Consider the following 18,335-nt stretch of genomic DNA (forward strand, 5'->3'; position numbering starts at 1 on the left):
AAATATATAATATGCGCTACTCAATAACATTATAGCAGAAATGCACGGAAAAGAAAAGTCACTTTACACAGTAAAGTGTTCAAATTTGTTTTGCACAATACCCCAGATTGATACAGTATTTGCACAAAAAAGGAGACGGTCAGGGACCATCTCCTTGCAAATGCGTTATTTCTCTTTGGGCCGGATGTCGATGGACGGATTGTAGGCGTAGTAATTCTTGGCATCCAGATTATCCTGCACAACGCGCAGCGCATCTCCAAACCGCTGGAAATGCACGACTTCCCGTTCCCGCAGGAATTTGAGCGGCTCACGAACATCCGGGTCGTCGATCAGGCGGAGAAGGTTGTCGTAAGTTGTTCTGGCTTTTTGCTCTGGTACGATGGGATAAGAACAACTTTTGAGGGGAATTTGTACAAGCCTTTTCATGCTGCGGTGTGACAAGAACAACAAAATTACCGTAAAATGACAAAAATAAAGCAGGACAAGCTGTTTCCTAAAATACAAACCATATTACGCCAAAAACTGGTAAAGCGAAAGCCGTTCTCAAAGAAGGACGGCTTTTTCATTACCCGAAAAAGGAGAAGATCATGCTTACTCAATATAAAATCTATTGTTTGTTTGCCAGACCGCCGCCGTTCAGCGTACAGATAGTATGACAATTCATGTAATAGCAGGAGGGATACTCATGTACTACAACACCTGTCCGCACTGCGGCGCACACTTGGACCCGGACGAGCATTGTGACTGCCTTGCCCGTGTGCGCGGCAAGAAAATCCGTACCGGCAACTGCCGTATCCGCGGCACGATGGGCCGCACGAGGTACGCGCGTGACCGTACTTAAACTCGGCAGTCTGTTTGATGGAATCGGCGTGTTTCCGCTGGCGGCGATGCACTGCGGCATGGAACCTGTGTGGGCGAGCGAGATCGAAGCACGCCCGATCTCCATTACCAGACGACATTTCCCGGATATGCTGCACTTGGGCGACATTACGAAGATCAGCGGTGCAGAGATACCGCCGGTCGATGTGATCACATTCGGTTCGCCCTGTCAGGACTTGTCGCAGATTGGCACGAGAAATGGTTTCGCAGGCAAAAAATCCAGCCTGTTCTATCAGGCCATGCGAATTATCGAGGAGATGAGATATGCAACCAATGGTCGGTATCCAGCTTTCTGTATTTGGGAAAACGTTGCGGGAGCGTTTTCTTCAAATGACAGGCTGGATTTTGCAGCCATGCTCAGTGCGTTCACAGGTGCCGAGGTTTCAGTGCCTCCTCGTGGATGGGCACACGCCGGAATGGTGCGAGGGGGATGCGCTGATACCGCTTGGCGACTGCTGGACGCCCAGTATTGGGGAGAACCCGCCCTCGCACAGCGGCGCAAGCGCGTGTTCGTCGTGGCGGATTTTGCAGGCCAGCGTGCCGGAGAAGTATTATTTAAGCCCCGGACTGTGCTCCCGTTTTCTACGATTAGCGGTCCGGGCGGGTTGTCCGCCACCCAAAGAGGTGGAGTACCTGCTGCTCAAACAGGGCGGCAGGTACCCATTGTCAGACCGTTTTCCCTCCGGCGGATGCGAACTATGGCACAGGTCGGAGATCAGAAAGGGTTCTGCGCCAGCTTTGGACGAGGAGGAGAACCGTTCCCAACTCTGCTTGCGAGTGTAACGGCGCCGTTTTCGTTTTGGTACGAGGGTGAGGAACAAGACGGATTCCTGCGTGTGCTGACACCGCTGGAATGTGAGCGGTTGATGGGTCTGCCTGAAAACTGGACAAAATACGGCTGCAAGAATGAAGAAATCAGCGATCATGCCCGTTATCGCGCACTTGGTAACTCGATTGCCCTGCCGTGTGCAGAATATGTGATGGCGGGTATCGCGGAAGTAATGAATTAAAATTTGGAGGTAATTTTATGGAATTGAAATTTGTTATCCCGAACATGGCAAAATCGCTCGGCAATCTGGAATTTGGCGGTCCGGCCGAGGTGAAGCGCGGCGACACCCGCCGCAACGGCACCCAGACCAAGGTGCTGTACCGCCGCTACAAGCTGTTCAGCGATGTGCAGCGTGCGGATGATATTGAGGTCGTGATCGACGGTGCGGCAGGCCAGAAGCAGTTCGCATACATGGAGCCGGTCAAGCTCAAGAATCCGTCGGTGACGGCTGAGGGCTACGTTATCAACGGCCGCGCGTTCGTGGACTACATTCTGCACGCGGAAGATATGGAAAAGGCGTAAACGAGAAAGGACGGTACGATTTATGCGATTCAGCAATGGTTTTTTCGGTGAAAATGAAGCAACGCTCGGCACGCTGCGTTTTTCGGCAATGCGCCGCGAGGTGTTCGAGGAGAACGCAGACGGCACGCCGTCCGAGGAGGTCAAGGAGCGCACCTACGATCTGAAAAGCGACAAGCAGGGCCGTATGATTCAGGTCAGTGTTCCGGCGAGCGTTCCGGTGCGCGATTTTGCGTACAACGCAGAAGTGAAGCTGGTCAATCCGATGTTCGGCGCTATCGCCCATGTGACGTTCGGCAACAGCGCAGAAGTAGACTGGTACATCAAGGCGGACGATCTGGTGCTCAAAACGCCCGCACAGAACAGCCAGCCGCACAAGGATGTTCCGGCGGATAAGAAACCGTAATGCACAGGCTGTGTAGAAATCGCGGCAGGCGGATTCGCCCGAGCGATAAAGATTTGGTGTTCCGAACGGTGTTTTTCCTGCTGTTCGCGGTGTTTGCCGTGGCATTTGTACTGCTGAATATCCGCACAGACTGGCGCAGTCCGTCCGTGGCTTACCTGCTGTTCAGCGCGGCGATGGGCGGGAAAGTGTGTACCGTGACGGCGTGGCTGCTGTACCGCCGGTTTCCGGACAAGCTGAATGAAATGCGCCATCGGCAAAAGCTGGCGTGCATGGTGCTGGAAAATCAGTGGTATGAGCAGAGCGACACCAAACAGTCCGAGGGATTTTTTAAGGACCTGCCTGCAAGTTCAAAACCGAAGATTGCCCGTTTTCCGCGAATGTATTACCGCATGGAAAACGGGCTTTTGCATATCACGGCAGAAATTACGCTCGGAAAGTTTCAAGAACCGCTGCTGCACTTGGAAAACAAGCTGGAAAGCGGCCTGTATTGTGAACTGGTCAGCAGAGAACTGTTGGACGGATTTGTGGAGTACACGCTGCTGTATGACATGATCTCTAACCGTATCCCCATCTCCGAGGTGTGCGTGGAGCACGGCAAAATGCGGCTTATGCAGAACACCTATTGGGAGTTTGACAGCCTGCCGCATATGCTGATTGCGGGCGGCACAGGCGGCGGCAAAACGTATTTTATCCTGACGCTGATTCGGGCATTGCTGAAAACCAGTGCGGTGTTGTACATTCTCGACCCGAAAAACGCGGATTTAGCGGATTTGTCTACTGTCCTGCCGAACGTGTGCAGCCGCAAAGAGGAGATCGTGCAGTGTATCACCGATTTCTGCACGGCTATGCACGAACGCAGTGCAGATATGAAACGCATGGAGGGTTACAAAACTGGCGAAAACTATGCGTATCTCGGACTTTCAACGCATTTTCTCGTATTTGACGAGTACGTTGCGTTTATGGAAATGCTAACCAGCAGGGAGCGCGAAGATGTGCTCAACAAGCTGCGGCAGATTGTCATGCTGGGACGGCAGGCGGGATTCTTCCTGATTCTCGCCTGTCAGCGCCCGGATGCTAAATATCTCGGTGACGGTATCCGCGACCAGTTTAATTTCCGTGTCGCGCTTGGCAGAATGTCCGAACTCGGATACAGCATGATGTTTGGCGAAACGAAAAAGGAGTTCTTTTTCAAGAATATCAAGGGCAGAGGTTATGCCGATACCGGAAAGGGGGTGATTACGGAGTTTTATACTCCGATCGTGCCGAAAGGGTACGACTTTTTGCAGGAGATTGGGAGGTGTGCAAAATAATTATGTAGCAACAATGTAGCTATATAATTGACGCATAGAATACGATGTGTTATACTAAATTTGAAAAGGAGGTCTGCAAGATGGATAATGTTATTTCTTCTGCAAAAACAGATATGTTCCGTATTCGCATGAATCCTGAAATTCGTGAAGAATTGGAGCAGATTTATGCAAAAACGGGGTTGACACTCACGGACGCAATCAATGTGTTTTTTCAGCAGTCATTAAATGCAGGCGGTTTCCCCTTTGCAGTGACAGGAGATAATGCGGAAATTGTTAAGGCAAAGGCTCTGGCACGGTTGGTGAAAGAACTGAAAAAGGGCGATGATTGCACCGAAAGCTATTCTGCCGAGCAGGCCCGGGCTATGTTGGGTATTGCTGAATGAGAATTAAATTTAAGAAAACTGCTGTTGAAGATATGCGGGCAACGGAACGATATATTAGGGAGCAGCTTAACAATCCGTCAGCAGCAGCAAAATTAACTCGTCGGGTGTATGACGCGATTATGCTGTTAGAGGATAATCCGTTTATGGGCACAGAATTGTGCAGTCGCTATGCGGTAGATACGGACATTCGGTTTTTAGTAGTAGCAAAGCAGATTGTGTTCTATCGTGTTGTGGGCAACGAATATGTAGAAGTTACCCGTGTACTTGATGGGCGTCAGGATTATATGGCGCTGCTTTTTTGAAATTAAATATGTACACGCAAAACGCGCAGAGGAAAGAACTCTGCGCGTTTTTCTATGCCCTCGCGCCGTCCGTGCGGCGGCGTGCAGCGCGAAAGCCGACGGCACGGAACGGTGCATTGGGCGCGGCGTTAGCCGCGCCCAAACGTCGGAACCCCCTGTATCTAACAGGGGGGTACAAATCGGACAAGATAGGCAAACTGCGCAAAACTTTGAACAAAATCAATCAGAAACGGAGGTAAAATTGCAAAAAAAGACTTGGATAATGGAGTTTCGGGCAAAACGGATGCAAATTGGCATATCCGAACAGGATATGGCTCTTGAAGCCGGACTGACACCGGAATATTACCGCCGGTTGGAGCAGGAAAACCAATCCGTATCGCAAAAGGTACGCAAGCGGCTGAAAGACGCGCTCATTCGGCTGCATCCTGAGCCGCTGACACTGCTGTTCGACTATGTGCGTATCCGCTTTCCAACAATGGATGTGAAGCACATCATTGAAGATGTACTTCGGCTGAAAATGAAATATCTGGTGCAGGAGCCGCGTGGAATGTACGGCTACACGAGCACTTACCGGATTGGTGACGTGATGGTGCTGACCTCACCGTTGGAAGAAATGGGCGTGCTGCTCGAACTGCGCGGCAAAGGCTGTCGGCAGTTTGAAGCGTATCTGGACGGACAAAAGCGGACTTGGTACGAATTTTTCCGCAAGTGCATGAAAGAAAGGGCGGTGTTCAAACGGGTAGACCTCGCAGTAAATGATCTGGTGGGTATGCTGGATATTCCGCTTCTCATCAGCAAATGCCGCAAGGAGGAATGCGTTTCGGTGTTCCGCAGTTTTCGGGCGTTTCGCTCGGGCGGGCTGGTAAGTCGGCAGGAGCAGGACAGCGCCCACATGGGCGCAACGCTGTACATCGGCTCGATGCAGTCCGATTTGTACTTTTGCCTTTACGAGAAAGCGTATGAGCAACTGGTGAAAAACGGTACGCCGCTCGAACAGGCGGACATTCAGAACCGCTTTGAAATCCGGCTGAAAAATGAGCGGGCGGACAACGCCGTGTACGATCTCGTGTCAAACGAGAATCCGGAACAAACGGCGTTCGGTATTATCAACCGCTATGTGCGTTTTGTGGATAAGGAGAGCGGCACATCGCGTGAGGAATGGCCGCTGAACCCCGTGTGGGAAACCTTTATCGGCAAGCACCGGAATACGCTCAAACTGACGACTGCACCCGAACCATACACGCTGGAACGGACGCTGAACTGGTTTTCTCATCAGGTCGCGCCGACGGCGAAAATGCTCATGCTGATTGATGAAAAGTGTGGAACGTCCCATGTGAAAGATATTCTGGACAACACGGAACTGCGGGACAAGCACCGCAAAATCATTCAGCAGAAGATGAGAACGGTTAATGAAATGATTAAAACGGAGGAAAACTTATGAATTTTGGCGTAAATCTGTATAACTGGCTGCTGTCGAACGCCCAGCCGCTGGTGTTGGTGGCTATCGTGGTGATTGGCCTGTATCTCGGGTTCAAGCGCGAGTTTACCAAGCTGATTGGTTTTCTCGTGGTGGCCATGCTGTCGGTTGGTCTGGTGTTCAACGCGGCAGGCGTGAAGGATGTTCTGCTGAGTCTATTCAATCAGATTCTCGGTGCGTAAGGCTGGCTGAAAAGTCAGCCTTTTCTTATGGAATGAGGTGAAATTATGGAAGAAATGCGCGTTTATATTGCCAATCTCGGCAAATATAACGAGGGCGAACTCGTTGGCGCGTGGTTTGAACCGCCTATCGACATGGACGAAGTGAGAGAGCGTATCGGGCTGAACGACCAGTATGAGGAGTACGCCATCCACGATTTTGAACTGCCGTTTGCGATCGGGGAATATACGCCTATCGAGGAGATCAACCGCCTGTGCGAAATGGTGGAGGACCTGCCGGACTACATTCGGGATAACATGGGTTCGCTGCTCAGTTATTACAGCGGCGTGGAGGATTTCTGCGAACACGCGGACGATATTATCCTGTGGAGCGGCTGTGACACAACAGCCGATGTAGCGGAACAGATGTTAGATGATGGTTTGATTTCAGATGAAACGCTGCGTCGGTATTTTGACAGTGTGCAGTACGGGCGCGACCTCTCGATGGAGGGCGATTTTGTGGAAACCAAAGACGGCGTATTTGAACTGGTGAGGTGAAAATGATGTTAGAGATGCGAGTTTACATCGAAAAGCGGCATAAGAGCCGCGAAATTGAGCAGCCCGGTGTGTGGTTCACGCCGCCCATCTACTATGACGAGCTGGAAGAACGTATTGGCGTGACCGATCAGGAGCCGGATTATGTTATCCGTGACTATGAGCTGCCGTTCGAGATTGACGAAGATATGATGATCGAAGAACTGAACTGCCTGTGTCAGATGGTAGATGAATTGCCGGAAAGTGTGCAGAAAAATATTGAAACGCTGCTCATGGAGTACGGAAATGTACGCAATCTGTATGAACATTTCGTAACGAACCAGAATCCTGTTCTCTAAAAGGAGGGCCGCTGCGAGAATGGTGAGGGGGTGAAGCACGGCTGTGTGTAACTGCCGACAGGGAGTTATACATCAACCGTGCAGGGGGAGAGGAAAGACGCCTGCGGCTGGAACTCGTTCCTCTCCCCCTATACCCTTTATATAATGTAGAAAGCGAAAGGAATTTATAATGTGAAAAAACTAAGAAGTTACAGCAGTGTATGGAAAGTCGAACAGGTAATATACTCGTTCGGTGACGCAAAACTGCCGACACCTGTCACCGTGACCCAGCTGCTCTGGCTGGCGGCAAGCGGCGTGCTGGTATTCGTGTTCCGTAAAGTGCCGCCGCTGGTGCTTATTCATAATCCGCTGATTTTGTGCTGTATTCCGTTCGGTGTGACGTGGTTTATGAGCAAAAAGACCTTTGACGGCAAGAAACCGTACAGTTTCATGCGCTCGGTGATTGCCTATGCGCTGCGCTCGAAAGTCACCTTTGCCGGAAAGTCTGTCCGGCTGAAAAAGCACCGCGAGAACGCGGATATTACCGTAGTGAGGAGTGAGATTATCCGTGCCGTACCCCATTAAATATATCGAAAATAACCTCGTTTGGAACACTGAGGACGAGTGTTTTGCCTATTACGAATTGATTCCGTTCAACTATTCGTTTCTCTCGCTGGAACAGAAAGACGCGGTGCATGACGCTTTCCGTCAGCTTATCGCGCAGAACCGTGACGGTAAAATCCATGCCTTGCAAATCAGTACAGAAAGCAGTATCCGCGCCGCGCAGGAGCGTTCCAAGAAAAGTGTGACCGGGCGGCTGAAAGAGATTGCCTGCGCCGAGATTGACGAGCAGACGGAAAATCTCGTTGCTTCACTCGGTGATACACAGGTTGATTACCGCTTTTTCCTCGGCTTTAAGCTGGTTGTGACGGATAAGGAGTTGTCCGTGAAAGATGTGGGAAAACAGGTCAAGAATGTGCTGTTCGATGCGGCAAACGCTATCAGCAGTTCTTTCATGGGTGATTTCGTGAGTATGCCAAACGACGAAATCCGCCGTTATTCCCGCATGGAAAAGTTGATGGAAAATAAGCTGTCGCGTCGTTTTAAGGTGCGTCGGCTAAATAAGAATGACTTCGGCTATCTGCTGGAGCATATCTACGGCAGGACCGGCACGGCCTATGAAGATTTTGCGTTTACGCTGCCACTTAAAAAACGCAAGCGTGATACACTGGTTAAAAAGTATGATCTTATCAAGCCTGCTCGTTGTCTGATTGAGGAAAAACAGCGGTATTTACACATGAAGTCCGAGGATTCGGAAAGCTACGTTGCGTACTTTACGATTTCGGATGTGGTCGGTGAACTGGATTTCCCATCCAGTGAGATTTTCTACTATAAGGAACAGCAGTTTGATTTTGCCATTGATACCAGCATGAATGTTGAGATTATCACGAACAAGGCTGCATTACATACGGTTCGCAACAAGAAAAAAGAGTTGAAAGACCTCGATAACCATGCGTGGGAAAACAACTCGGAAACCACCAATCAGGTGGCAGAAGCGCTGGACAGCGTGGACGAACTGGAAACCGTTCTTGATCAGAGCAAGGAAAGTATGTACAAGCTGTCCTATGTGGTGCGTGTTACCGCGCCGGACGTGGAAGAACTCAAACGCCGCTGTAACCAAGTGCGCGATTTCTACGATGATGCAAGTATTAAGCTGGTGCGGCCTATCGGTGATATGATGGGACTACATAACGAATTTATTCCGGCAAGTAAGCGGTACATGAACGATTATGTGCAGTATGTCACCAGTGATTTTCTTGCCGGTCTGGGTTTCGGTGCAACGCAAATGCTCGGTGAGCGTGATGGTATCTATCTCGGCTACAATGTCGATACCGACCAGAATGTCTATGTTCAGCCTGCCAAAGCGGCACAAGGCGTTAAAGGCTCTGTCACCAATGCGCTGTCCGGTAGATTTCTCGGCTCTCTGGGCGGCGGTAAATCGCTGTCGTTTAACCTGCTTACTTACTACGCTGTTCTGAACGGCGCACAGGCTCTTATCCTTGACCCGAAATCTGAACGCGGGCTTTGGAAAGAGAAGCTGCCGGAGATCGCGGACGAGATCAACATTGTCAATCTGACCTCGGACGAGGAAAACAAGGGGATGCTTGACCCATATATCATCATGCGGAAAACCAAGGACGCAGAAAGCCTTGCGCTGGATGTACTCACTTTCCTTACGGGCATTTCCTCGCGTGATGGTAAACTGTTTCCTGTCCTGCGCCGGGCGGTGCGTGCCGTCACGAACAGCGAAACGCGCGGTCTGCTCCGTGTCATTGATGCGCTGCGGGAGGATGGCTCGGAAACCGCGCTTGCGATTGCCGATCACATTGAATCGTTTACCGACTATGACTTTGCGCACCTGCTGTTCTCAAATGGCAAGGTACGGCAGACCATCAGCCTTGAAAAGCAGCTGAATATCATTCAGGTTGCCGATCTTGTTCTGCCGGATAAGGATACCGCGCCTGCGGACTACACCACCATTGAAATGCTGTCTATCTCCATGCTGATCGTCATTTCCACCTTTGCGCTGGACTTTATCCATTCGGACAGAAGTATCTTCAAGATGGTCGGTCTTGATGAAGCATGGGCGTTCCTCAATGTGGCACAGGGCAAAACGCTGGCAAACAAGCTGGTTCGCGCCGGTCGTTCGATGAACGCTGCCGTTTACTTTGTCACCCAGAACGCCGGTGATGTGGCAGACGAGAATATCAAGAACAACATCGGCATGAAGTTTGCGTTTCGCTCTACGGATATGAACGAGATTAAGAAAACGCTTGAATTTTTTGGTCTGGATTCCGAGGATGAAAACAATCAGAAGCGGCTTCGCAATCTGGAAAACGGTCAGTGTCTTTTTCAAGACTTGTACGGTCGTGTCGGCGTGATTAAGTTCCATGTCATGTTCGATTACCTGTTTCATGCGTTTGATACTCGCCCGCCGGTTACAGGGAACGAGGTGTAACGTGTGACAAATACTTCAAAAGTTCAGAAAATTGCCATTACAGCCTTTATCGCGGTTGTGATGGCTTTTCTTTTTCTCAATTTGTTCACCGTGCAGGCGCACGCCGCCGGTCTGCTGGACGAAACCATTGATACGGCGCACGAGTTCAGCCGTTATCCGATTGATAACTACCAGCTTGATTTTTATGTTGATTCCTCGTGGGATTGGCTGCCGTGGAACTGGCTGGACGGTATCGGGAAAACAGCGCAGTACGCAATTTACCTGTTTACGAACTTCCTGTGGACGCTGAATTTGTACATTTCAAATGCCGTAGGATACCTGATTCAGCAGGCATATGACCTCGACTTCATCAGCAGTGCTGCAAGTGAGATTGGTAAAAACATTCAGTTGATTGCGGGCGTGTCGGCCAGCGGATTGGACAGCACGGGGCTGTTTCCCGGCATGATGGCGATTGTCACGCTGCTGGTCGGCGTGTACTGCACTTATGCTGGTTTAATCAAACGCGAAACGACGAAAGCGTTTCATGCGGCGTTGAATTTTGTGGTCGTGTTCGTAGTGTCGGTCGGGCTGATTGCCTATGCACCGTCGGCAATTAGCGGTGTCAATGAGTTTTCGAGCGACATCAGCAACGGCATTGTCGATGTGAGCGCGAAAATTCTTACGCCGGATACGGCAGGCGAGAATACCGGCGTTTCTGCGATTCGGGACTGCCTGTTCGGTATCCAAGTAAAGCAGCCGTGGCTTATTATGCAGTTTGGCGATTCGGATGTGGAGAATATCGGAGAAGAACGGGTAAACAGCCTGCTCGGCACTTCGCCGGATGAAAACCGCGGCAAAGACAGGGAAGAAGTCGTGAAATCGGAACTGGAAGATTACGATAATGGCAATCTGACCGTAACCGAGGTGACAAGCCGGTTCGGCCTATCCGTGTTCTTCCTGATTTTTAATCTGATTGTGTCGGCGTTTGCGATTATGCTGACAGGCAGTATGCTTCTATCGCAGATTTTGTTTATCATCAGCGCCATGTTTCTGCCGGTGAGCCTGCTGATCAGCATGATTCCGGCGTTTTCCGGCACGAGCAGGAGAGCGGTGATTTCGCTGTTCAACACAATCATGCTGAGAGTGGGAACAACACTGCTGACCACGTTCGTTCTGGTGCTGTCCTCGCTGGCATACACGATTGCTAACGGCAAGCCGTTCGTGGTAGTCGTGTTGCTGCAGGTAATTGTGTTCGCGGGCGTGTACATGGAGCGCGACAAACTGCTCGGCATGATCGGTTTGCGTGATGAGGGCACGGGTCGTGTCGGTCGAGCTATGACAAACCGGCCGCGCCGGACGATCTCTCGTGCTGTGAGAAAGGCACTGCCATTTGCGGCGGGTGTTGGAGTAGGAAAGCGCTCTGCACAGCGCCGTGCCGCGCAGAGCACCAGGAGGACTTCGGTGCCTTCGGCGAATCACGAAAATTCAAGCCGTGAAACCGTTCAGCCGGAGAAGAAGAATTTCGGTCAGCGGATAGGCGAAACGGTAGGCAAGATTGCAGATACGCCATCTCGTGTGCGAGATAAGGCGGCAGAAACCGTGCAAAAGGTCAAGGACGCACCGACTAATGCGGAATATGCTGTCCGCAGCAATGTGGAATTTGCACGGGAAAGTGTGCGGGAAACCATGCAGAAACGTCGAGAAGCGCGTGCTGCACAGATGGAATCTCGTAGAACTACCACTGCAAGCCACCGTGAGCAGTTATCTCAGCGAAAAAGAGAACGCAATGAGGGTAATACGGAGAAGCCCAGAACGGAAAGCACTCGTGTTGCACCAAAGGAGCGCCCAACTGTCCCCAAACAGCAGAAAACCGAACCGGAAAAGCCGTCTGCACAGCAGAATCGACCTCGGTCGGAACGGATTGAACCGACACCCAGACAGCGGGAAGATCGTCCGACGGTCAAGGATAAGCCGCAGACTGTGGTTGCAGACCACAAGCCGGACCGTCCGGCAGAACGTCCGATGGTGCCGGACAAGCCGAAAACACGATATACAATGCCGAAAGGACTGGACGAAGAAACCTTTGGTGCGGAGTTCAAACAACGGAAAACCGGAAAAATCACGCGCAAACAGCGGCGTTCGGAGAGCCGAGGTGAGCGCAAGTGATGAAAAAGGCGGCAATGGCAGGTGCCCTGGGCTTCGGACTGCTGATTGCTTTACTTCTGTCGATGTTTCTGATTATCGCTTCGGATGAGGATAGCGACGGAAGTGGCTCGGGTTTGTACATCGGCGTGAACCTCTCAGCGGAAGTGCTCGCGCATCAATCCATGGTTGAGAAGTATGCGCGGCAAAACGGTATCAGCGATTATGTTTATGTTCTGCTTGCTATTATTCAGGTGGAAAGCGAGGGCAAGCTGGAGGACGTTATGCAGTCGTCTGAATCTGCCGGACTGCCGGTGAACTCCCTCGGCACGGAGGACAGTATCAAGCAGGGATGCAAGTATTTCGCCGAATTGGTGACAAAGGCGGACAAACTCGGCTGTGATATGGACGCTGTAATTCAAGCGTACAATTACGGCAGCGGATTTCTGGATTTCGTTGCGAAAAACGGAAAACGGTATACCTTTGAACTGGCACAGGAGTTTTCCCGACAGCACTCCGGCGGCGTGAAAGTCACCTATAAAAATGAGATTTCCACGCCGATCAACGGCGGCTGGCGGTATAACTACGGCAATATGTTCTATGTCAAGCTGGTAAAGCAATATCTGACGCAGACCGGCGGTGACGCACTCGGAACGGACGCACAGAATCGCATTGTCGAGGTGGCACGAAATTCAGAAAAGTACGGTATTTCGGCTGCTGGCGGATATTGTGAAGCATGGGCGGAAGAAGTTTATCGAAAAGCGGGTGTATCCATCGACCGGCATTGTTGTGCGGGCAAAAATCGTGCGCTGTATACGGTCGGAAAGTCCAGCAAGAATATTCCTCTCGGCGCGATGGTTTATAATGACCCGGCGGTGTACCAGTCCCGAACGAACGACACCTGCGGACGAAATGCGGGTCATGTCGGCATTTACATTGGCAAGGGCCAGATTATTTCCAACATCGGCGGCACTGTCATTGATACCGTAGAGGGCTGGACGGCCTACTATGGCTTCGGCGGTTGGGGCTGGGGCGGCGCTGTGGTTGCACAGAAATAAGACAAAGGAGAACGAATTATGTTTCAGAAAAAGACAGAAAAACAGCAGAAACCAAAGAAACTGCGCGTTTACACGGCGAACAGCCGCAAGCCTGCGGTGATTGTGCTGTGGCTGCTGTTCATCTGCGGATTTGTGTTTGCAGTGTATAAGAACTTTACTGCGATTGATACACATACCGTTCACGAAAAGGAGATTGTTGAGCGCCGTGTGGAGGATACCAGCGGTGTAGAAGCGTTTGTGCGGAACTTTGCGAAAACGTACTATTCGTGGAGCAGTAATAAGGATTCTGTGGCACAGCGTACCGATGCGCTGACCAGCTATCTGACCGAGGACCTGCAGCGTTTAACGACTGACACCGTGAAAAGTGACGTTGCGGTTTCTTCGTCCGTGCAGGACGTGCAGATTTGGTCTGTGGAGCAGAGCGGCGGTGAAAACGATTTTGCAGTCGTGTTCACAGTGGCGCAGACGATTTCGGACGGCAAGAAAAAAGACACTGTATCCAGCGTGTACAAAACAGCGGTTCACAAGGACGAAAACGGAGATATGGTTATTACGCAAGCGCCGACGATCACCGGAAAGCCTGCAAAATCTGCATATATGCCAAAAGACACAGAACCCGACGGAACGGTTTCTGCGGTGGAAAGCGAGGATATTACGGATTTCCTGATTACCTTTTTCACGCTGTATCCGACGGCTACGGAAAAAGAGCTGTCTTACTATGTCAGCGAGGATTCCATGCCGCCGGTAAAGTGCACGGACTATACGTTCAGCCAGCTTAAAAGCACGGTGCTGAATAAGAACGGCGATACCGTAACGGCAACTGTGGCGGTGGAATATCTGGACAGCGTTACACAAATGACGCAGATTTCGCAGTTTGAGCTTGTGCTGAAATTGGTGGATGGGAATTGGAAAATCGTCGGGTGATGTATGCGTTTGTACGGGGAAAAGTAGCAAGTAACGAAGTGTGAAAATCGAATACCGAAGAGGAAAAAGGCTCGTCGCAGAATGTTTCGATTCTGAGACGAGCCTTCTATTCTCGCGGTGGCGAGCGCAAAAATTTTATGATTCACTTGATATTTTTATACATGGATACTTAGTTTCTTGCGTTTGTGTATTTGTTTCACACCAAACCAGATAATCTTCATCAAAAGGATATAATACATAATCAATTAACCCAGAAACATTTTCGGACAAATCCAATACTTTATTGGTTGTTATATCCCACACATAAAGTGCATTTCCAGTAATCGGACGCCATGTTATAAAATCGTTTGAAGATTGCAGTTCAGCAAATTCTAAGGTGCTGTCAATATTGTTTGGATATAATTTCGTGGTGGCGTCTATCTGTTTTGACCATTTCTTATGAGCGAAGTCATAACAGTATAACGATTCTGATTTTTGCGGCTGCCACTCCGAAACGCCTACGATAAAAGAGTTTGTGATGCATATTTCCTGCAACGGTTCGGGCGGCTCGATACACATACGTTTATGTTTTTCTATGTCATATGTCCAAAGGGAACTGCCATTAGAATCATATTTTAGATAAACAACATTTTTGTCATTCACAGACGGTGAACCAAAAGTGGTTTGCATGGAATCTGCTGTATCTGCAATTTCCAATTTATGATTGTTCAAATCATAAATTTTTATTGCAGGGTAAATACCATCTTCATTAGCTGTATAGCTGGCGTAAACAACAAAGCTGCCATTTACCGAAAGCGACCACGGGTGCGGGTCAAAATTCCGTGTTTTAGGGAAGAAATCGTTTTCGCCGTCTACGAATATGATTTCTCCTGTACGCAGGTCAGCCGCGTATACAGCCCAATTTTCACCAATAGAACTTCCTACACGCAGTTCGGCGTCTTGGCTCTCGGACCAGACAAACCAATTATCCTTATAATCAAAGGTTGTCATGGTGCCGTTTGTTTGCGTGTCCAATTTAATAAGTTCCTGTTGCTCTTGGGTATTTAAGTCAACCGACCTGATATAGTTATCAGTGTAATTTTTATATAATATCTCATGGTCGGATTTGTGACCGATATAAATGCTTTTTTCAAAATCGATATAATCTGATAAGATTACTGCGGTTTCGGTGTATGGTTCAATGGAAGCAGGTAAACTTTTGGTTTCGCGCTCTTGATAAAAATACAGACTGAATATAGTTACTACAGCTAATAGAATACATGAAATGGAAAGGTTCTTTTTCATTACTTTTCTCCTGTAATAGCCATTATAATTTATCACAAATATAGCGGGTAAGACTATAAAATGCTTTACAGTTATTGTGAAAGATAATCGAGTATGTAAATTGTTTATTTCATATTTGCATTATACCATTAAAAGTGGAATTTGTACTGAAAATGCAGAGTTCAGTATGATTTTTGCAGTAAAATGCACAGATGACGAATGGCGTTTTGGAAAGCTGTTGTCTGTTGTTTTACATTTTTAAAATAATCGCTACGGTATATTGATTATTATTCGTTGCGTGTTATGGATTTCTTGATTATCTTTTTCATATTATAGCCGACGGCAACCTAAAGGACTATCTTACTATGTTAGCAATGATTCCATGCTTACATATATAGTCAGCCAGCTTAAAAGCATAGTGTTGAACAGGCATAGCGATACTGTAATGGTAACTGTGACAGTAGCATACTGGATAATGTTATGAAAATGACGCAAATTTCGCAGTTTGAACTTGCGCTGAAACTGGTGGATGTGAATTAGAAGATTGGCGGGTAAGCGTTTCAATACAAAAACAAGAAAACGGAGGGTAGTAAAACACCCTCTGTTTTCCCGTTTGATTCATCAATATTTTGCTAGGTCAATGATGTTTGTTGGATATAAAGTATTTTATTATTACATATCCGATAATTACGGATATTATTAGAAGAACAGACGCATAAATAGTAATAGGCGTATTAATGATATTTGCCAGATGAAATTCCCTGGAAGAAAAATTTGGCGTTGCAGAAGTGAAATCGGTACAGAGGAAAGAATGTTCGATATTGGTCGTTTCAACACCGGCAGTTGTAGTGCAAATGATGGCTGGTGTAACTTGAGTAATCATCTGTCCAGTTGGAGCCGTAAACAAAATTGTTCCATTACCATCGATGAGTGATTCTGTATATGCATTGATTGATGTGTCTGAAACCTGTATATACCGTATTTCGCCGTTTACTATAAATGCTGTGCGAATGTTATTTTTGAATAATGTACCGGATTGGTTATATAAAGTTGCAATGCGTAAACCGTTTTGAAGATTTGACACACAAGCAATTTCATCTTGGAGATTATTGTTAAATGCGTTTGCTACATATAACTCCTCGTTGGAAGGAATAGGTATTAGTGTATTGGTATCTAGATTCCTTATTTGAATTGTATTTTCTTTTGAAAGTTGAAAAATAGAATTACTTTGTACAGCATTTTTAATGCTATCGAATGTGGGTGAGACTAATAATGTTCCATCTTGCTTCATTATGCCCCATTTGCCGTTTTTTGTTTGCACAAGGACACGATCAAATAAATCTGCATGGCTTCCTGCCAATGAAATTATAGAGCTATATTGATCAAAAGTTCTTATATGTCCACTATGATTCCAATAGGAAATGCTATTATTCTTTTGGACGGCTGCAAGGTCGGAAGATAGAAGTGTGATAGAATCCGCACCTTGCGTGATTTCACGACCGCTTGTATCAAGAAGTGTAGCTGTGCCGTTAGCTTGTGCAGTGAATAACTGCGTTTTCCCTATGTAATACGGTTCAATGTCATCATACTGTTTGCTTACACAAGTACTATTATGGTATATGGCATATTGAGTGTTATTGCATCCAATCCACAGTATATTATCTTGTGCTTGATTCGTTGTAGCAGATATAATTTCAGCAATATCGGTTTGAAATATCGAATTACCGGTAGCATCATAAATTGTATTCTCAGCGAAAAAGTAATGATCATCTTCGGACACATTAATGGTATGTCCTTTTACAGAGGTAATGACTTGTTGTCTTTTCAAATCAATCAATTCGGAAGTCTGAGCTGACAGGTCAACAGGAGAAGCATCATCAGGAGCAAAGACACCAATGGCAAAATCTCCATAAAATTGCACACTGTTATATTTGTAAGGAGTAAGTTGTGAGAAATCTTGGCTGAAGATGGAGCATTTACCATTTTTCGGAAGAATAAAATATGAAGTATGATTGAGCGTCGTGTAATCAGGCAATTCTGCAATGTGTTCAATAATCTTAAATTCTGTTAAAACTCCTTGATTATTAGTGTATAGGTGGAGTTCTTGTGCCTTTTCATCCAGCTGTGCAACATATTCGCCTAGTCCGAACAGATGTTGATTTTCAGGTATTTCATCCCATGTAGGTTTAATAGCAAATGCAGTGTTCAACAATACAGCTATGAGTGGAATACATAATAATTTCTTGATAATAATATTTATCACATCCTATTGATTTATTGATAGTAAACAAGAACTATAGATAGCACAAGAAACGATACCTGATTCAGTATCGTTTCTTGTAAAATTATAGAATTTTCATTGATAAATCACCGGAATTTCCGCCGATTAAAATAATTTGTAATAAAGAAGTGGTAGACGCATCGTATGTAAATGGCAGTGCTTTAGCATACCATGTTCCGTTGTTTACTCGTGTCATAATGGTGCCAGCGTTGTTTGTAGCCTTAGAAAATTGAATTTTTCGACCATTACAACCGGATAGATTCAAATCATAAATGATACCGTAATTTCCGATAACCAACCATCGTGTATCTAATATAACGGTACCCGCATCGTTCATTTGTTGCGTGCCAATTCCATCAACGCCAGCGATAGCATCTAGCTGGACTTACTGCATCGGGTTCATTCCCTTCATTTGGTGTATTAGTATTATACAACATACGGTAAAATACACAATAAGATTGCAGAGTTTGGTAGGTCTGGTGCAGTAAAATGCACAAAGAAAGGACGACAGCTTTTAAAACTGTCATCCATGAT

The 18,335-nt window shown here is 47.7% G+C and carries 20 protein-coding genes; 16 read left to right on the top strand and 4 right to left on the bottom strand.

The features are described 5' to 3' along the window. Positions 1-165: 165 nt before the first annotated feature. Positions 166-426, bottom strand: a complete 261-nt coding sequence (locus tag PGY33_RS03545; RefSeq protein WP_367399550.1) for a manganese catalase family protein — start codon at positions 424-426, stop codon at positions 166-168. Positions 427-685: 259 nt separating this feature from the next. Between PGY33_RS03545 and PGY33_RS03550 the strand changes: the two genes are divergently transcribed. The 16 genes from PGY33_RS03550 (at position 686) to PGY33_RS03625 (ending at position 14,257) form a co-directional block, all read left to right on the top strand. Beyond that, the gene (locus PGY33_RS03550; RefSeq protein WP_158575063.1) at positions 686-841 is read left to right on the top strand and encodes a hypothetical protein; all 156 of its coding nucleotides are present in this window, start codon (positions 686-688) and stop codon (positions 839-841) included. Beyond that, a complete protein-coding gene (locus PGY33_RS03555; RefSeq protein ID WP_270477395.1) occupies positions 828-1,889 on the top strand; it encodes a DNA cytosine methyltransferase in 1,062 nt (353 codons plus the stop codon). Before PGY33_RS03550 ends, PGY33_RS03555 begins: the two co-directional genes overlap by 14 nt. Before the next feature lie 17 nt (positions 1,890-1,906). Further along, entirely contained in the window at positions 1,907-2,230 is a 324-nt protein-coding gene (locus tag PGY33_RS03560) for a YdcP family protein (RefSeq protein ID WP_116704820.1), read from the top strand. A 22-nt stretch (positions 2,231-2,252) separates the two neighbouring features. Next, entirely contained in the window at positions 2,253-2,633 is a 381-nt protein-coding gene (locus PGY33_RS03565) for a YdcP family protein (RefSeq protein WP_118478636.1), read from the top strand. Next, on the top strand, positions 2,633-3,943 hold the full coding sequence (locus PGY33_RS03570) for an FtsK/SpoIIIE domain-containing protein (RefSeq protein WP_118478638.1): 1,311 nt from the start codon (positions 2,633-2,635) through the stop codon (positions 3,941-3,943). The genes PGY33_RS03565 and PGY33_RS03570 overlap by 1 nt, the downstream gene beginning before the upstream one ends. A gap of 80 nt (positions 3,944-4,023) precedes the next feature. Then, entirely contained in the window at positions 4,024-4,326 is a 303-nt protein-coding gene (locus PGY33_RS03575; protein WP_110437267.1) for a type II toxin-antitoxin system RelB/DinJ family antitoxin, read from the top strand. Then, positions 4,323-4,628, top strand: coding sequence for a type II toxin-antitoxin system RelE/ParE family toxin (locus tag PGY33_RS03580; protein WP_110437266.1), 306 nt, complete (start codon positions 4,323-4,325; stop codon positions 4,626-4,628). The genes PGY33_RS03575 and PGY33_RS03580 overlap by 4 nt, the downstream gene beginning before the upstream one ends. Before the next feature lie 283 nt (positions 4,629-4,911). Further along, positions 4,912-6,069, top strand: a complete 1,158-nt coding sequence (locus tag PGY33_RS03585) for a replication initiation factor domain-containing protein (RefSeq protein ID WP_243022866.1) — start codon at positions 4,912-4,914, stop codon at positions 6,067-6,069. After that, complete coding sequence (locus PGY33_RS03590) at positions 6,066-6,287, top strand: hypothetical protein (protein ID WP_117491625.1); 222 nt, start codon at positions 6,066-6,068, stop codon at positions 6,285-6,287. The genes PGY33_RS03585 and PGY33_RS03590 overlap by 4 nt, the downstream gene beginning before the upstream one ends. 42 nt (positions 6,288-6,329) lie before the next feature. After that, positions 6,330-6,821, top strand: coding sequence for an antirestriction protein ArdA (locus PGY33_RS03595; protein ID WP_442861214.1), 492 nt, complete (start codon positions 6,330-6,332; stop codon positions 6,819-6,821). Between the two features lie 5 nt (positions 6,822-6,826). Next, a complete protein-coding gene (locus tag PGY33_RS03600; protein ID WP_158575064.1) occupies positions 6,827-7,156 on the top strand; it encodes an antirestriction protein ArdA in 330 nt (109 codons plus the stop codon). 171 nt (positions 7,157-7,327) lie between these two features. Continuing rightward, on the top strand, positions 7,328-7,720 hold the full coding sequence (locus PGY33_RS03605) for a conjugal transfer protein (protein WP_118478644.1): 393 nt from the start codon (positions 7,328-7,330) through the stop codon (positions 7,718-7,720). After that, positions 7,704-10,154, top strand: coding sequence for an ATP-binding protein (locus tag PGY33_RS03610; RefSeq protein WP_270477402.1), 2,451 nt, complete (start codon positions 7,704-7,706; stop codon positions 10,152-10,154). Before PGY33_RS03605 ends, PGY33_RS03610 begins: the two co-directional genes overlap by 17 nt. A 3-nt stretch (positions 10,155-10,157) precedes the next feature. Beyond that, on the top strand, positions 10,158-12,299 hold the full coding sequence (locus PGY33_RS03615; protein ID WP_270477404.1) for a CD3337/EF1877 family mobilome membrane protein: 2,142 nt from the start codon (positions 10,158-10,160) through the stop codon (positions 12,297-12,299). Beyond that, a complete protein-coding gene (locus PGY33_RS14450; protein WP_199667363.1) occupies positions 12,299-13,333 on the top strand; it encodes a lysozyme family protein in 1,035 nt (344 codons plus the stop codon). Before PGY33_RS03615 ends, PGY33_RS14450 begins: the two co-directional genes overlap by 1 nt. 18 nt (positions 13,334-13,351) lie before the next feature. Next, positions 13,352-14,257 carry a conjugal transfer protein gene (locus PGY33_RS03625; RefSeq protein WP_118478650.1) on the top strand — a complete coding sequence of 302 codons (906 nt, stop codon included), beginning with the start codon at positions 13,352-13,354 and terminating at the stop codon, positions 14,255-14,257. A 135-nt stretch (positions 14,258-14,392) separates the two neighbouring features. Here the strand turns inward: PGY33_RS03625 and PGY33_RS03630 are convergent, their stop codons facing one another. From PGY33_RS03630 to PGY33_RS03640, 3 genes are all read right to left on the bottom strand, one after another. After that, positions 14,393-15,541: a hypothetical protein gene (locus PGY33_RS03630; protein ID WP_118478652.1), complete on the bottom strand. Its 1,149-nt coding sequence runs from the start codon at positions 15,539-15,541 to the stop codon at positions 14,393-14,395. Between the two features lie 616 nt (positions 15,542-16,157). Next, positions 16,158-17,783, bottom strand: a complete 1,626-nt coding sequence (locus PGY33_RS03635) for a hypothetical protein (RefSeq protein WP_270477407.1) — start codon at positions 17,781-17,783, stop codon at positions 16,158-16,160. An 82-nt stretch (positions 17,784-17,865) separates the two neighbouring features. Next, positions 17,866-18,138, bottom strand: a complete 273-nt coding sequence (locus PGY33_RS03640) for a hypothetical protein (protein ID WP_133241563.1) — start codon at positions 18,136-18,138, stop codon at positions 17,866-17,868. Between the last annotated feature and the right edge of the window lie 197 nt (positions 18,139-18,335).

Origin of the sequence: Butyricicoccus sp. AF18-9LB (genome assembly GCF_027684505.1) — a bacterium.
In the GTDB taxonomy this organism is placed as follows: Bacteria; Bacillota; Clostridia; order Oscillospirales; family Butyricicoccaceae; genus Agathobaculum; species Agathobaculum butyriciproducens.

Excerpts from the sequence above, each read along its gene's own strand:
- PGY33_RS03600 (WP_158575064.1), top strand. The coding sequence starts at position 6,827 with ATGTTAGAGATGCGAGTTTACATCGAAAAGCGGCATAAGAGCCGCGAA.
- PGY33_RS03560 (WP_116704820.1), top strand. The coding sequence starts at position 1,907 with ATGGAATTGAAATTTGTTATCCCGAACATGGCAAAATCGCTCGGCAAT.
- PGY33_RS03640 (WP_133241563.1), bottom strand. The coding sequence starts at position 18,138 with ATGAACGATGCGGGTACCGTTATATTAGATACACGATGGTTGGTTATC.
- PGY33_RS03570 (WP_118478638.1), top strand. The coding sequence starts at position 2,633 with ATGCACAGGCTGTGTAGAAATCGCGGCAGGCGGATTCGCCCGAGCGAT.
- PGY33_RS03585 (WP_243022866.1), top strand. The coding sequence starts at position 4,912 with ATGCAAATTGGCATATCCGAACAGGATATGGCTCTTGAAGCCGGACTG.
- PGY33_RS03630 (WP_118478652.1), bottom strand. The coding sequence starts at position 15,541 with ATGAAAAAGAACCTTTCCATTTCATGTATTCTATTAGCTGTAGTAACT.
- PGY33_RS03565 (WP_118478636.1), top strand. The coding sequence starts at position 2,253 with ATGCGATTCAGCAATGGTTTTTTCGGTGAAAATGAAGCAACGCTCGGC.
- PGY33_RS03545 (WP_367399550.1), bottom strand. The coding sequence starts at position 426 with ATGAAAAGGCTTGTACAAATTCCCCTCAAAAGTTGTTCTTATCCCATC.
- PGY33_RS03550 (WP_158575063.1), top strand. The coding sequence starts at position 686 with ATGTACTACAACACCTGTCCGCACTGCGGCGCACACTTGGACCCGGAC.
- PGY33_RS03575 (WP_110437267.1), top strand. The coding sequence starts at position 4,024 with ATGGATAATGTTATTTCTTCTGCAAAAACAGATATGTTCCGTATTCGC.
- PGY33_RS03590 (WP_117491625.1), top strand. The coding sequence starts at position 6,066 with ATGAATTTTGGCGTAAATCTGTATAACTGGCTGCTGTCGAACGCCCAG.
- PGY33_RS14450 (WP_199667363.1), top strand. The coding sequence starts at position 12,299 with ATGAAAAAGGCGGCAATGGCAGGTGCCCTGGGCTTCGGACTGCTGATT.
- PGY33_RS03625 (WP_118478650.1), top strand. The coding sequence starts at position 13,352 with ATGTTTCAGAAAAAGACAGAAAAACAGCAGAAACCAAAGAAACTGCGC.
- PGY33_RS03580 (WP_110437266.1), top strand. The coding sequence starts at position 4,323 with ATGAGAATTAAATTTAAGAAAACTGCTGTTGAAGATATGCGGGCAACG.